Raw genomic sequence first — 13,933 nt, 5'->3', positions numbered from 1 at the left:
TTTGGAGATCAACTTTTGTCCGGCTGATTTTGTGTGTTTCCTCTAACTGCTGCTAAGCTCGCTTTATGCATTCCAGACTGATATATGCGTCCGTCTGCCCCCGCCCCGTTCCACGCCAGGCTGTGTTCATCCGGCCGGCAGGTAAGACTCTTTCTCCGTAGGGAAACTCTGGACGGATGAGGTGGATGGATTATGGATGCGCGGATATTTTACCGGCAGGAGATGGTTGTTGAGGCTTGTGACAAGGTTAAATACAGTTAAGAAGATGGGGAAAAACTGGTAGAACAGCAGAGAAGACAAGTGATAATAAATACGTAAATATTTTTCTATTTTTGTCTTAAAAAAGAAAGTATCATAAAGCCATTATTATCTAAACAAGTTTATATAAGTAAAAATATGTTACAAGACACGCACAGCCAATTCCCATCCACTCCCGAGACTAAAGCTCGTGAGCTGGTTTCTATACTTGACAGAATCTGTGTCAAACTTGACAATTCGTCGAATTTTCATTTTGCCTGTCATCCGCTAAAATATAATCATCAAGTACAGAAAACACAAGGAGGAATTACAAAATGTTAAAGGTAAATCATTTAAGCAAAAGTTATCAGACAGGTGCCACCGTTTATCCGGTGCTCAAAGATATTTCATTTGAAATTAATAAAGGGGAATTCGTTGCAGTTATGGGGCCGTCAGGAAGTGGCAAGACAACGCTGCTCAACTGTATCTCCTGCTTTATCCCCCACGACAGCGGTGAAATACTGCTGAATGGCAAGAACCTCTCCGGACTCAATGAAGCCAGGCTCGCAGCGGTGCGGAATCAGCATATGGGTTTTGTATTCCAGGACTTCATGCTTCTGGACGGGCTGAGTGTGTTCGAGAATATCTGCCTTCCGCAGATCATTGCCAAAAAACCGGTCGCTCAGATGGAAGCCAAAGCAAAACGACTTTGTGAGATATTCGGCATCGACTCTATCGCAGCTAAATATCCGGCCGAAATTTCCGGCGGTGAAAAACAGAGGACAGCGGTTGCCAGGGCGCTGATGAACCAGCCTTACATGCTGCTGGCCGATGAACCTACCGGCAACCTGGACAGTAAGTCCTGCCGTGCAGTCATCGACGCATTTCTTCAGGCAAAAACAGAAATGCATGCAACTGTATTTATGGTAACCCACGACAGCTACGCCGCGTCTTTTTGTGACCGCGTAATTGTACTGAAAGACGGCGAGGTGAACCAGGAACTGGTGCGCACCGGAAACCGCCGTGAATTTATGGACCAGCTGCTCGATGTACTCAGAACACTTGGAGGTGACGATTCCCATGACGCTGCATAGTATCTTTTCCAAACTTAGAAAACAAAATAAAGGGCAGTACCTGATCCTGGGGTTCTGTATCTCCCTCTCGGTCCTGCTGATTACGTCTTTTGCCCTCATGTACCTGGGACCTACCATTCAGGAATTCCTGCCCGAAGGAGGGGATACCCGGAAACTGGCAACGCTCCTGCTGGGTGTAACAGCCGTGGGCTGTACCATATTTACACTCTACGCATCCAGCCTGTTCTTTCGCTATAAGAGCCGGGAATTCGGCATTCTGCTGGCACTCGGTTCTCCGAAAAAAGCACTGAAGCCCCTGTTGTTTTCCGAGCTTGCTCTCGTTACCTGCATCAGTACAGTAATCGGCCTGATCCTGTCGGTTCCGGTTTCCTTCGGCATATGGAAGCTGTTTGAGACCTTCCTTCTGCCCACAGAGGAAATGGTATACCGCTTTGGCTGGCAGGGATTTATCATAGGGATTGCATTCTGTATCGTACTTACCCTGCTGCTCTTTTTTGCAGGCAGGCGCTTTATACGCAGAACGGATATCATGGATATTCTGCGGGCAGGCCAGAAAACAGAGATGGTAAAAGAAATTCCTTCCTGGACAGGAAAACTGGGCATCATCCTCACTGTCACAGGCATCGTACTTGCACTGGGTGTGCCAGCTGTCGCAGCTAAAGTATTTTATATTAACATACCTTCCATCTTCAACCTTGTTTATTTCGTGGCACTTGCCGGGATTTATCTGATTATACTCAGCTGCGTGTCCCAGTCTTCAGCCGGAAAGCACAAAGATAAGTATTACAAAAATCTGGTTTCCATCAGTATGATGCGTTTTACCGCAAAAGTGACAACTAAAAACATGTGCGTTATCGTACTTTTACTGTTCTGCTGCCTGTTTGCTGCCTTTTTCGGGATGTTGTACAGTGACACTGAAGGAATTTCCATCGGGGAAAATGAAAAAGCCTATTCATTCCATTTTCCGGCAGAAGAAGAACAGATTACAAAAGAAGACATTGAGAATCTTGCCGATGATTATGACATAACCCTCGCTTCGTACACGGAAACCGATGCTGCAAATCTGGTGATCTCCTACCGTTACAGAGACCTGATTGACAGTGAGTACGTTACTCTGGATGCCAAAGAAGGCAAACTGGCACTGTTCTTCCCGGAGAGCATCTATGAGGAGATCAGCGGACAGGACATCTCCGTTGAGCCAAATACGTATAAAACGATTACAAATAAGGACTACAAAGAAACGCTGTGGGAATTCAAAGACGGACTGTACTCCGCTTTCAACCCGGATACCGGTAAAAACCTTGAACTTTCCTTTGGCGGCACCGTGGAATTCGATGCTCTGAACAGTATGAGCAGTCCATTTGCCTATGTTCTGAATGATGCGGATTATCAGGCTGCAGCTGCCTCCCTTGGCAGCCAGTACATGGAAAAGGTCATATGTTTCGATGTAAAAGACACGGAACACTCCTATAACTTTGCCCAAGCACTGCAGATGGAATACGTACGACACTCCAGCAAACTGTCTGATTTTATGGGAAATTATGATGCCTGGGAAGACCGGAAGGCACAGGAAAACGGCGAGACCTATGGCTATGCAGGAAGCATTGGGCTTTCAAGTGACATGGAACGTGCTCCATATGACTGGAAATACGCCCCCCGCATAACCGTCCAGATGCGTCAGGAACATATGCAGGAAGTATCCGTTTACGTCATGCTCTGTCTGTACATCTTCATCATCATGCTGGCGACCATCACCATCATGAGCTATGTGCGCAGCATCACAGTAGCAACAGACAACAAAACACTGTTCGAAAGCCTGACAAAACTCGGAGCTGGTCCCGTGTACAACAGAAACATCTTGAAAAAACAGCTCCGAAAAATCTTCCAGTACCCTGCGCTGATGGGATGTACCATCGCCTGGATATACGCACTGTTTATGTCTTTCTTTAACGATATGAGAGTGACCCCCTCCGAACTGCGCAACCTGGGATACCTGGTACTGCTGATATTTATAATCTGGGGAGTCCTCTACGCGGTATACAGACGTGCCCTCCACAAATCCCAGCAGATACTCGGAATACTTTAACTAGAACGGGTGTCGTATAAAAATTTTTTATCGACGTACGTTACAATGTAATCAGGAAGGAGTTGATTATATGACGACTATCAGTGTTACAAAAGCAAGAGAGAATATCTATCAGTTGATTTCAGATGAAAAACTACTTGTGCGCCAATTACTATAACGAACAATAAAGGGAAAAATGCGGTCTTAATAGGCGAAGCAGATTGGAAAGAGATAGAAGTAATTCGTATAAATCCATTTCAGTCTCCGCCTGCATATGAAGGACTGGTCGGGAATCTGCAGGGATTCTATTCCCTAAGGATCAATATTACGCACAGGCTTGTATATCAGATATATGGTGATCCCGTAACCTTCGATAATGTTATAAATGAAGGCACTATAAAAATAGTGCGTATGTGGACACATTATGGCAAAATAAGATAACGCTGGTTTAGAAAGTATTCCAAAATATCGGACCGCCCTCATCAGGCGGTCCTTTTTTTCAGAAACTTTTTCTTCATATAAATATAACCGATTCCGTCCGCAAGCAGCCATCCAATAGGAACTGCGGCCCAGATCCCTGTCACCCCGATCTGAGGGACTGCAGACAGGGCATACGCCAGAACCACCCGGCTTCCCAGCGATGCTGCGGTAAGGATCACGGACATGCCCGGCATCTTGACTGCCCTGTAAAAACCATAGAACAGAAACAGGAAGCCGATCAGGCAATAAAAGCTTCCCTCGATTCTGAGGTAGCTTATACCCACGGCGAGTATCTCTGTCTCCTGTGGTTTTATAAACAGAAGGAGCAATGGTTTTGCAAAAATCCACACGCCTGCAGAGATAACCAGGCAGAAAATGCATACAAGCAGTACAGCACTTTTGATTCCTTCCCGTATACGCTCCTTCTTCCCGGCCCCGTAATTCTGCGCCACAAATGTGGAAAATGCATTACCAAAATCCTGAACGGGCATGTATGCAAAAGAATCGATCTTCACCGCAGCAGAAAAAGCCGCCATCACGATTGTGCCAAAGCTGTTCACCAGCCCCTGCACCATCAGAATTCCAAAATTCATGACCGATTGCTGAATGCAGGTCAAAAATGACAGTTGAAATATTTCCTTCAAAACCGGCACATTCCACCTGAAATGTATTCTGCCGGGCATCATTCCCCGGAACCTCATCACTACATACAGACAGATTCCCGCCGCAGATACGTACTGAGAAATGACCGTAGCCGCTGCGGCACCTGCAACACCCATTTTTAATACCAGCACAAAATATAAGTCCAGCCCTATATTCAGAACCGCTGAGACTCCCAGGAATATAAGCGGCACCGTGGAGTTCCCCAGTGCCCTGAGCCATGAGGCGAAAAAATTATACAGAAAAGTAGCTGGTATTCCCCAGAAGATAACCCACAGGTATTCCCGCATCATTCCGTAAATCTCCCCTGGCACCTGCATAAGCCTGAGGATCAGATCAATTCCTCCGAATACAATCCCAACCACGAGGACTGTCACTCCGCCGATCAGGACAAAAGACATGAACACACCGTTTTTCAGGCCGTCCATGTCCTTTTTTCCAAAACAAAGGGAGAATTCCACGCTGCTCCCCATACACAGACCTAAGAGAATGGATGTCAGAAATGTCATCAACGTGTAGGAAGCACCGACTGCCGCCAGTGCCTCCTTTCCTAAAAACTGTCCTACAATTAAAGTATCCGCAATATTATACAGCTGCTGAAGCAGATTACCTGCCATCATAGGCAGGGCGAACCAGATCAGAGACTTTCTGATACTGCCCTCCGTAAAATCCCGATTCATGTTTCTTCACCTGATAAGGCCTGCAGTTAATCCAATATCTCTACAGCTGCCCGCTCGATCGGCAGACCTGCCACATACCTCTCCATAAACTTCTCAAAGCCTTCCACATCTTTTGGATCCGGCTCGAGTGTAACAGACTTCTCGTCTGCAAATATTTTCTGTGCCAGGTAAGCATCCAGTGTCTCGCCCTCTTCTTTGTTCTTCATATAGGAAGCCAGCAGCGCAATGCCCCATGCACCGCCCTCTCCTGCAGTCTCCATAACAGATACCGGTACTTTCGTAGCCGCTGCCATAATTCTCTGTCCCACACCGGCTGTTTTGAAGAGTCCGCCGTGTCCCAGAATCTGATCAAGCTCCACGCCATCGTTGTACAGGATGTCCATACCCAGTTTCAGCGCGCCCAGACACGTAAACAGATGGGAACGCATAAAGTTTGCCAGAGTAAACTTACTCTCCGGTGTTCTCACGAACATCGGGCAGCCCTTCTCAAACCCGGTTATGTGCTCGCCTGAGAAATAGCAGTAGGAAAGCAGTCCGCCGCAGTCCGCATCGCCTTCCAGCGCTTTGTTATACAGAGTTCCGAACAGCTTGTTCATATCCACTTCCATGCCCATAGCCTCTGAAAATTCTTTAAACAGATTCACCCATGCATTCAGATCGGATGTGCAGTTATTGGAATGAACCATCGCTACCAGATCCCCAGCCGGTGTTGTCACCAGATCGATCTCCGGATATACTTTGGAGAGTTCTCTTTCCAGAACGACCATAGCGAATACAGAGGTGCCTGCTGATACATTGGCCGTACGCTTTGCAACACTGTTCGTTGCTGCCATGCCTGTACCACCGTCACTCTCCGGCGGACACACCGGTATTCCGGCTTTCAAGGTGCCTGTCACATCCAGCATTCTTGCCCCCTCTTCACTGAGCACGCCTGCATCTTCACCTGCAACCAGTACTTCAGGAAGCAGTTCCTGCAGTTTCCATGGATATCCACACTCTTTTACAAGTTCGTCAAACTGTCCTTCCATGCGCTGGTTGAAATCCTTCTTCTCTACATCGATCGGGAACATTCCGGAAGCTTCGCCGATACCAAGTACCTTTTTACCTGTCAGCTGCCAATGTACGTATCCGGCCAGCGTTGTAAAGAAATCAATATCTTTCACATGCTCTTCCCCGTTCAGAATTGCCTGATACAAATGCGCGATGCTCCATCTTTGAGGAATATTGTACTGAAATACCTCTGTCAGCTTTTGGGATGCCTGTCCTGTGATGTTGTTTCTCCATGTACGGAAGGCTGTCAGCAGCTCTCCGTCCTTATTAAAAGGAAGGTAGCCGTGCATCATACCGCTGAATCCAATGACACCGATCGTCTCCAGCGCCAGGCCATATGTATTCTTTACATTTCCAGCCAGATCCTGGTAGCAGTCCTGCAGTCCCTTCCATACGGCATCCAGACTGTATGTCCAGATGTTATTTACATACTGATTCTCCCAGTCATGGCTTCCTGAAGCAAGGACCTTTCCGGCCTCGTCCACCAGTACGGCTTTAATTCTTGTAGAGCCAAATTCAATTCCCAGAGCGGTTTTTCCCGCTGCAATGATTTCTTTTGCTTCCATGTTCATTAAACACCTCTCCTACTTATTCAGAATTGTCTATTATTCTTCCAGGTCTTCTTATACTGCTGTTTTTACAGAACTCCTGAATTACTTCTATTTTATCCTGTCCAGTCATTTAATACAACTATTTTTTAACGAAGATTGAGAGGGGGATTTTTTTTGGGGGACGCCTGGCGTGAGACGGGACGGAACTGTTTTGGGAGAGGGATTGATCTGGTGCAGCTATTTTCTTGTTCTGGGTATCGTTATTCCGGCGCAGTCAGATTATGCTAATAATATGGCTGAACTTGTTGTTTCGGTTTTGAGTGTAATTTCTATTTTGTTTGCCTTTGTTGAATTTTTAAGAAGAAAGGATGATAAAGATTAAAGGATGGCTGAGAAAATCAGCTGTCTTTTTTTATTTATGGGTTAGTCCGATGAAAAGACCTTCTCATAACAGGATCCGTATATTTTTACCAAACATGAAAATACTATTCTGAGAATCTATTTAAGGAGGCACGTATGGACAAACAAATACTGCAGTTGATTAACGGACAGATTAATTTTGAATTCTTTTCTTCTTATCTTTATCTTGGTTTTGCAAATTATTACGCGGAAGCCGATCTGGACGGTTTTGAGAACTGGTTTCGCATCCAGGCACAGGAGGAACTTGATCATGCAATGCTGCTGATCCAGTATCTTCATAACAATGACCAGAAAGTCATTCTGGAACAGATCCGCAAACCGGATCTGAAGCTTACCAGCCACACCCAGCCGCTGAAAATTGCTTATGAGCATGAAAAACAGGTAACTGTACGCTTTAACCGGATCTATGAGGCAGCCTTTAAAAAGAAGGATTTCCGCACCACACAACTGCTTGAATGGTTCATCATGGAACAGGGCGAGGAAGAAAAAGCCGCCAGTGATCTCTTGGCCAAAATGAATCTGTTCGGCAATGACTCAAAAGGACTTTACGAACTCAACAAGGAGTTTGCTGCCAGAGTCTATGCTGCCCCCTCACTCGTACTTTAGAGCGGGCTTTATCATTCAGGGAGAACCTGAAAAGTTTAATTCAAACGGAGGAATCAAAAATGTCAAAACATGAACCAATCTTTTATGCCTGTGACAACTGTCATATCATTATCGAGGAAATTAACGGAAACAAAGAAGGCTTTTCCTGCTGCGGAACCCAGATGGAAAAACTCACGCCGAATACATCCGAAGGCGCACACGAAAAACACATGCCGGTAGTAGAACAAAATGGGAACACGATTACGGTTAAAGTGGGAAGCATCTTTCATCCCATGTCAGAGGAGCACAGTATCGAATGGATCTATCTGCAGACTGAAAAAGGCGGACAGAGAATCCATCTTGATCCGGACAGCGAACCTGTTGCAACATTTGTAGTGTGTGATGGGGACAGGGCGCTGGCAGCATACGCATACTGTAACCTCCATGGCTTCTGGAAGGTGGAAATCTAAGGGGGCGGAAGGTACGGAGGAAGTACGCCTGCGCAAAGAGGGACTCAGATCGGGACGTGTGAAAAAGAAAAGGAACCTTTGCAGGTACATTCTATGCTCCTGCAAAGGTTCCTTTTCTTTTTCCCCCGCCAACGGCGCGCCCCTCTTCTACTCCATTCCAAATGGAATCTCTGCCAGCACTATCATATTTCCATTTTCGTCTAGTCCTGCATTTTTGTCTATTACCTGCAGTATAAATTGAGTTGCATCGGAATGGTCAAATACCATTTCCTGGATCTGGCCGCCGGTTTCTGATTCCTCGGTACGGGAACCAAATTCCTGGTATATACGGTTTCCATTTGTGTCTGTCAGGATAACATCCGGGTTTCTTACTGCATATTCTTCCGGCAGGTAGTATTCAATGTGCATATTGCTTGGAGTCTGTATTACTTTCTTTACGATGAATCCGTTGTTTTCTGCGTTTGGCTCTGCTTCTCTGTTCTGGGAAGTATCCATGGTTGCTTTGAACTTCAGATCCCAGCTTCCTTTCACGGTTTTGAATCCGAGTCTGCTGAAATCTACTTTATCGAAGTTCTCCAGCGTTGAGTCCTGCTCTTCTCCTGATCTGTGGGCACCGATAGCGTCTGCGTTTATTTCTACCACTGTATCCTCGGTGAATTCACCGCCGTCTAAATAAGAAACGGGAATTCTCATAAGAGAGACAAAGACTCCATCCTCAGATTTATTTCCGGTTAATGTTGTTGTGGTATACGCTTCTTTTCCATCTACTGTAACCCAGGACCAGAAGGACACCGGATCCCCCTCCTCGTAGGTTAACAAATCAAGCCTGTCGGCCGTGTTCAGCTCTGCATCCTCTGTTCGTATGGAAAGAGTGAAATATAAATCTAATCCATCGCAGTATGCGTCTGTCACACTGATCGTGATTCCCTGGTCTTCCGCTACGTTTGTAATCTCTTCTTCCGGTTCTGTTACCACCGGTTTGGAATGCTTCTCAATATTGCTGTATGCCGTTTTGTCTTTATCGGGATAGGGATTGCTCTCATGCATCTTCTGCAGACGGCCGAATACATCCCCCAGTATCGGAATGTCTTTTGCAAGTGCCGGGTTTGCATAAAATACACCCGACAGTACAATCACAAGGCATGCTGCGGCTGCGGCAATTCCCAGCCCTCTGTTCATACGTTTCCTGCTGCCTCCGCCTCCAATGCGCTTCATATGCACCTCACCGCTGCGGATCTTCTCATACATATCTTCCATCCGGTTATTTACGATATCCGGTATTTCTATATCATTCTGTAATGCTTCTTTCAGTTCCATATCATTTTCCTGTCTGTTCATCCCTGCACCTCCATTCCATAAGCTGATGACGAGTGTTCCTTCAGATATATTTTTTTGAAACAGTTTCGCCCCCGCGATAATCTTGTTTTTACGGTGTTCTCATTCATCTCCAGTATGGAGCCTATCTCCCTAATGCTGAAGCCTTCTACATAATAAAGCAGCAGTACAATGCGGTACTGTTCCTCCAGTTGATTCAAAAGCCCCAGAAATTCTCTGCCGGAGGTATCTACCTGCATCTCCTCCAGTTCCGGATGTTCATAAATCGGTACCATTTTTCCACGCTCCTTTAATATGCGGTTACAGTGATTAATCAGTATCCTTGTTAGCCATGTCTTAAAAAATTCAGGCTGACGCAGTCCCTGCAGATTTTCGTAGCTGCTGAGAACCGTGTCCTGCATGGCATCAGCCGCATCCGCATCATTTTTGAGCATACTGACCGCAATTTTATATAAAGCCTGCTTGTGCTCTTCCATCAGTGTTATAAAAGCTTCCTTATCACCGGCCTGTGCCCGTTTCACCAGATTTTTCAACTTCACACTCCCCTTGGTCTGCCAGCATGTGTCTGATCCTTCACTGTTCCCCTGAGCCCATGCTCAGCCGCACATGTAATTTCCCATTCGCCTGCTGGTCTGAATCGTATTTTAATACAGATATTTTATTTTACAATCGATTGATACTAATTAGATAAAAAAGTATATTGAAAAGTTTCAGGATATTAAAAAAAACCGAAAAATGTTTTTCCCCTCAAAACTTACGCCTGCTGTGAATGGCTTTCCGCATAACCTGACGTCATTTTACCCATAATAATAGAGATCAGAAGTTTTGTTATAAGGAGGTGCCCAAATGGAGAACAACTATCAGATTGCCGACATATCCGGCCAATGCGTCCATGAGATTGACCAGCTTCAGAAAACCCTGAAGGATAAAACGAATCAGGATATTATACTGGTTGCTTATACCCCTTCCGAGAAGCAGGCCTGAAGTTTCCAGGAGAATATGGCCTGGACATCGCAAAATTGATTCCGCGAAATCATATGCCTGCAGAATCATTCTAACACAAAAGGTCATTTTCCTGTATGTATACAAGAAAATGACCTTTTATGAACACTATTATATCTGTTTCTAATCAATTTCCTCAGGGCTGCCGGCCGCTCCTTTTTTCTTTGGAGGATGGATTCTGATACAGAGCAGCTCTTTTACTTCCTCATAAATTATTTCCGAGGTCACATCAATCATCAGCCACCTGGAACCATTGAATACATTTGTTTTCTTATAAAGTTCCTGCAGATACTTGCTGAAAGACCCCAGCATCAGTTCAGTCTCCGGTGCCTCTTTTCTGCCGATCGATACCAGGCAGGTAAAATACCCCTTATTCGGATACAGCGTGCACAACGCCCTGCTGCTTTTTTTATATTTTACATTCCATCCCGGCGCTCCGGAACATCTGCTGTATTCTACAGCCGGTCTTATGGAATAGGTTTCCTCGATAAATTCACACAGCCCGTCCCAGAACGGACAGTCTACATAGGCGCTGATGTCTTTGAACTCCGGTTTGTCCTCTCTCGTGTATGCTTCAATCCATCCCATGATATTTCCTCCGTCAATCTGATTTTGTATCTATCATATCACAGAAACCAGGACATCTGTGTGTCGTCTTTATTTCTTTTTCACGGGATAGCAGACTTCAGTCACCAAATCATCCTGGCTTTTTGCCTCGTATGGGCTTACATGGTAAATACAGAATGACGGACCGTCGAATTCATAGCCATTTTCCTGAATCCAGTTGGCAACACATTCATTTACCTTTGTAATCTGCCCGTAGCTTCCATTGTATGTTGCGGATGCTATCTGTATCGGCGCCACCGTCTTGAACTTTACATGTTCCGTATCTTTATAAGATCCCTCCACGCAGGCCTGTATCTCGACATCCACATCGCCTTCTTTGTATCCCTCATCGTGAAAAATTGCGAGTCCGTAACACGGCACAGCCTGCTTTACATACTGGGGGGCAATTTCCTCATTTAAAATCTGCCACAACATTCCTTCTGCGTCATATGCAGGGATTACCTGACGCACACTTGCTACATTTCTCTCGGGGAGCATCTTTAACGTTACTTCATAATTCATTAGATTACCGTCCTTTCTCAACCATCTGATCGTGTTGTCAAGAAGCTGTAACCGTTCTTTTGTCAGTCTCTCCTGCTCCTCCAGTTCCCTGCGTTTTACAAGCAGGAATTCTTCTATGGCCTGGGAATTATCATATTTCTCCAGGATCTCCCGGATGACCGTAAGGCCAAATCCCATGTTCTTCAGGACCTGGATTCTTTCTGCCAGCGGCAGCTGAGAGACACCATAATAGCGGTAGCCGGAAAGGTCATCCACGACCTCCGGTTTCAGCAGGCCGATCTCATCATAATGGCGCAGCATGCGGATACTGATTCTTGACAATTTTGAAAAATCTCCTATTTTTAACATTGGTACCACCTTTCACATATGTGTTTTTCTGAGCTCATTTATACCATAGAATATACCATAGTGTGAGAGTCAAGCCTTTCTTTCAAATTCGTCAAAAAATCATTGCCATGCCAAATCCCCACGCTGCAGGCAACTGTGTCTTTTCCACTCCGCGTCAGCCTCCAGAAGGCTGACAAACCTGCTCCTGCCCCAGTAAAAATAGTATGACACTTAATCCGTTGTCCCGGCATCCCTGAACTGGAAGCGCTCATCCCTTTTGAATCTTTTTCTGGACGGATTGCCTTCACACCGGTATACTGCCGGTTCCATCAGATCATAGATCACCGACCATACCGTGTCTTTTCCTGTATCCCTGTCATACTGACACAGAAAGCCATGCTTTCCCGAAAGTACTTCTTCCGCAAATTCACGGCTCCTTTCCCTGTTCTTTGACAGTGCATCCTCAATCGTGCTGTATCGCTCCTCCGCCATCCAGTCATCAATATCTTTAACGCGGTACTCCTTCATCTGCTCCAGATGAAATGAATTTACCGCACAGACTTCCGGATAATCTTCCGATATATACCGCACCTCTAATGCCTCACAGTTGCACTCAATGAGGGCCGCGTTTCCCAACCGGTCCGCTGCGGTAAATGTCTGGCTGGATGCAATGGGCAGCCGCCCCAGTGCCTCAACAAACTCCGGCACTGTCCTGCATTTTTCCAGGCCGTAGCGCAGCAGCATCCCTGCATTGATCCCCGGCTTTAGAACCTTCGGATACACAGAAGTCAACCCCACCGCGAAACCATATTCATTGATACCGTCCTCCATCTCCACAAACGCAGTTGTATTCCCCTGAAATGAATACGCCCCGTTCTGCAGCTTATAAATACAGTTCATATACAATTTTTCAATCTCCGTTAAAAAATCGCTGTTCCTGGCCAGAATACATCCTGATGCCTTTTTCTTTCTGAAAACTGCTGTATCTGCAGCAGACTCCCCGCGTTCATCCGGCCTAATGCCCTGAAATACCAGACAGGAGCATTTTTGCTCCGGCATGATACAGTACATGCTCATCAGAACTGCCTCCAGCTTTTCCACTTTCATTTTCTGTCCGTCCGCAATTCCCCTGATTTCTTCCAGAATCTCCGGATAATACTCTTTATAAAAGGGAATACATTTCTGGCTGAACCGTTCTCGCTCTCCTTCTACTGAAAACGGTACTGTGTCCATCAGATGCTTTCCCTTACTGTACAACAGATTTCCCCAACGAAATCCAATTTCATAATGCGTTCCTTTAAATCTTGCATGGTACATATTCAGCTCTCCTTCATATTGATTTTGAAAGCCGCCGACTGCTTTATGGAAAGCATAATTGAATAAAAATTTTATGTCAATACTTGTTTTTTATAGGGAACATAATTCGGTTTTTTGAACGGGGGAGGGGGGGCGTCTGCGGTGGAACGGGACGGGGGAAGACACCAGCATATATCTGTATGGAGTGCGGCCGTTGCGCTAAGCAGCAGTAAGAGGAAACACACAAAATCATCCGGCACTGTACGCATTCACCGCCTACTCTGATGAGTAGACGGCTCAGGCGTACAGAAAAGTTAATTTGGTGATTAACTTTTCTCCGGCTGATTTTGTGTGTTTCCTCTAACTGCTGCTAAGCTCACTTTATGCATTCCATACAGATATATGCTGGTGTCTCCCCCCGTCCCGTTCCACCGCAGGCTGGGTTCATCCACCGGCAGGTAAGACCATGTTCTCTATGGGGAAATTCCAGGCGGGGGCAGCGGATGTGTAAAGGCTGCGCGGAACTGTTGAATCTGGTAAGTTGTGTAGTTTT

Annotated in this window: 14 protein-coding genes; 7 read left to right on the top strand and 7 right to left on the bottom strand. The window is 45.9% G+C overall.

Going from position 1 to position 13,933, the window contains the following annotated elements; translation table 11 throughout:
• Positions 1–572: 572 nt before the first annotated feature.
• The 3 genes from HMPREF0240_RS18595 (at position 573) to HMPREF0240_RS25335 (ending at position 3,837) form a co-directional block, all read left to right on the top strand.
• A complete protein-coding gene (locus HMPREF0240_RS18595; RefSeq protein WP_009004964.1) occupies positions 573–1,331 on the top strand; it encodes an ABC transporter ATP-binding protein in 759 nt (252 codons plus the stop codon).
• A complete protein-coding gene (locus HMPREF0240_RS18590) occupies positions 1,285–3,417 on the top strand; it encodes an FtsX-like permease family protein (protein WP_242833361.1) in 2,133 nt (710 codons plus the stop codon). The genes HMPREF0240_RS18595 and HMPREF0240_RS18590 overlap by 47 nt, the downstream gene beginning before the upstream one ends.
• Positions 3,418–3,564: 147 nt before the next feature.
• The gene (locus tag HMPREF0240_RS25335) at positions 3,565–3,837 is read left to right on the top strand and encodes a type II toxin-antitoxin system YoeB family toxin (RefSeq protein ID WP_083806390.1); all 273 of its coding nucleotides are present in this window, start codon (positions 3,565–3,567) and stop codon (positions 3,835–3,837) included.
• A 41-nt stretch (positions 3,838–3,878) separates the two neighbouring features.
• Here the strand turns inward: HMPREF0240_RS25335 and HMPREF0240_RS18585 are convergent, their stop codons facing one another.
• The gene (locus HMPREF0240_RS18585; protein WP_009004962.1) at positions 3,879–5,216 is read right to left on the bottom strand and encodes an MATE family efflux transporter; all 1,338 of its coding nucleotides are present in this window, start codon (positions 5,214–5,216) and stop codon (positions 3,879–3,881) included.
• Between the two features lie 26 nt (positions 5,217–5,242).
• Positions 5,243–6,838 carry an FGGY-family carbohydrate kinase gene (locus tag HMPREF0240_RS18580; RefSeq protein ID WP_009004961.1) on the bottom strand — a complete coding sequence of 532 codons (1,596 nt, stop codon included), beginning with the start codon at positions 6,836–6,838 and terminating at the stop codon, positions 5,243–5,245.
• Between the two features lie 169 nt (positions 6,839–7,007).
• Between HMPREF0240_RS18580 and HMPREF0240_RS18575 the strand changes: the two genes are divergently transcribed.
• The 3 genes from HMPREF0240_RS18575 to HMPREF0240_RS18565 all read left to right on the top strand — a co-directional run bounded on the left by HMPREF0240_RS18575 (position 7,008) and on the right by HMPREF0240_RS18565 (position 8,292).
• Positions 7,008–7,199 (top strand): hypothetical protein, encoded by a 192-nt coding sequence (locus tag HMPREF0240_RS18575; protein ID WP_009004960.1) that lies wholly within the window; start codon positions 7,008–7,010, stop codon positions 7,197–7,199.
• Positions 7,200–7,333: 134 nt separating this feature from the next.
• Complete coding sequence (locus HMPREF0240_RS18570) at positions 7,334–7,843, top strand: ferritin (RefSeq protein ID WP_009004959.1); 510 nt, start codon at positions 7,334–7,336, stop codon at positions 7,841–7,843.
• 59 nt (positions 7,844–7,902) lie between these two features.
• The gene (locus tag HMPREF0240_RS18565) at positions 7,903–8,292 is read left to right on the top strand and encodes a desulfoferrodoxin family protein (protein ID WP_009004958.1); all 390 of its coding nucleotides are present in this window, start codon (positions 7,903–7,905) and stop codon (positions 8,290–8,292) included.
• 147 nt (positions 8,293–8,439) lie between these two features.
• On the opposite strand, the gene HMPREF0240_RS18560 is transcribed toward HMPREF0240_RS18565, so the two are convergent.
• Together HMPREF0240_RS18560 and HMPREF0240_RS18555 are read right to left on the bottom strand one after the other, a co-directional pair.
• Complete coding sequence (locus HMPREF0240_RS18560; RefSeq protein ID WP_009004957.1) at positions 8,440–9,630, bottom strand: DUF4179 domain-containing protein; 1,191 nt, start codon at positions 9,628–9,630, stop codon at positions 8,440–8,442.
• Positions 9,627–10,160, bottom strand: a complete 534-nt coding sequence (locus tag HMPREF0240_RS18555; protein WP_035314162.1) for a sigma-70 family RNA polymerase sigma factor — start codon at positions 10,158–10,160, stop codon at positions 9,627–9,629. The genes HMPREF0240_RS18560 and HMPREF0240_RS18555 overlap by 4 nt, the downstream gene beginning before the upstream one ends.
• Before the next feature lie 313 nt (positions 10,161–10,473).
• Here HMPREF0240_RS18555 and HMPREF0240_RS24740 point away from each other — a divergent pair, with 313 nt between their 5' ends.
• A complete protein-coding gene (locus tag HMPREF0240_RS24740; protein WP_198137821.1) occupies positions 10,474–10,611 on the top strand; it encodes a hypothetical protein in 138 nt (45 codons plus the stop codon).
• Positions 10,612–10,752: 141 nt separating this feature from the next.
• Here HMPREF0240_RS24740 and HMPREF0240_RS18550 read toward each other — a convergent pair whose 3' ends face one another.
• From HMPREF0240_RS18550 to HMPREF0240_RS18540, 3 genes are all read right to left on the bottom strand, one after another.
• Entirely contained in the window at positions 10,753–11,217 is a 465-nt protein-coding gene (locus HMPREF0240_RS18550; protein WP_009004955.1) for a DUF3788 domain-containing protein, read from the bottom strand.
• 69 nt (positions 11,218–11,286) lie between these two features.
• Positions 11,287–12,105, bottom strand: a complete 819-nt coding sequence (locus HMPREF0240_RS18545; RefSeq protein WP_009004954.1) for a MerR family transcriptional regulator — start codon at positions 12,103–12,105, stop codon at positions 11,287–11,289.
• Positions 12,106–12,315: 210 nt separating this feature from the next.
• Entirely contained in the window at positions 12,316–13,401 is a 1,086-nt protein-coding gene (locus tag HMPREF0240_RS18540) for an acyl-CoA--6-aminopenicillanic acid acyltransferase (RefSeq protein WP_009004953.1), read from the bottom strand.
• Positions 13,402–13,933 lie beyond the last annotated feature (532 nt).

Source organism: Clostridium sp. D5 (genome assembly GCF_000190355.1).
Taxonomy (GTDB): Bacteria; Bacillota; Clostridia; order Lachnospirales; family Lachnospiraceae; genus Faecalicatena; species Faecalicatena fissicatena_A.
This window is presented reverse-complemented; position numbering and strand designations above follow the sequence as displayed.

Excerpts from the sequence above, each read along its gene's own strand:
- HMPREF0240_RS24740 (WP_198137821.1), top strand. The coding sequence starts at position 10,474 with ATGGAGAACAACTATCAGATTGCCGACATATCCGGCCAATGCGTCCAT.
- HMPREF0240_RS18565 (WP_009004958.1), top strand. The coding sequence starts at position 7,903 with ATGTCAAAACATGAACCAATCTTTTATGCCTGTGACAACTGTCATATC.
- HMPREF0240_RS18590 (WP_242833361.1), top strand. The coding sequence starts at position 1,285 with ATGTACTCAGAACACTTGGAGGTGACGATTCCCATGACGCTGCATAGT.
- HMPREF0240_RS18545 (WP_009004954.1), bottom strand. The coding sequence starts at position 12,105 with ATGTTAAAAATAGGAGATTTTTCAAAATTGTCAAGAATCAGTATCCGC.
- HMPREF0240_RS18595 (WP_009004964.1), top strand. The coding sequence starts at position 573 with ATGTTAAAGGTAAATCATTTAAGCAAAAGTTATCAGACAGGTGCCACC.
- HMPREF0240_RS18570 (WP_009004959.1), top strand. The coding sequence starts at position 7,334 with ATGGACAAACAAATACTGCAGTTGATTAACGGACAGATTAATTTTGAA.
- HMPREF0240_RS18550 (WP_009004955.1), bottom strand. The coding sequence starts at position 11,217 with ATGGGATGGATTGAAGCATACACGAGAGAGGACAAACCGGAGTTCAAA.
- HMPREF0240_RS18580 (WP_009004961.1), bottom strand. The coding sequence starts at position 6,838 with ATGAACATGGAAGCAAAAGAAATCATTGCAGCGGGAAAAACCGCTCTG.
- HMPREF0240_RS18585 (WP_009004962.1), bottom strand. The coding sequence starts at position 5,216 with ATGAATCGGGATTTTACGGAGGGCAGTATCAGAAAGTCTCTGATCTGG.
- HMPREF0240_RS18560 (WP_009004957.1), bottom strand. The coding sequence starts at position 9,630 with ATGAACAGACAGGAAAATGATATGGAACTGAAAGAAGCATTACAGAAT.
- HMPREF0240_RS18540 (WP_009004953.1), bottom strand. The coding sequence starts at position 13,401 with ATGTACCATGCAAGATTTAAAGGAACGCATTATGAAATTGGATTTCGT.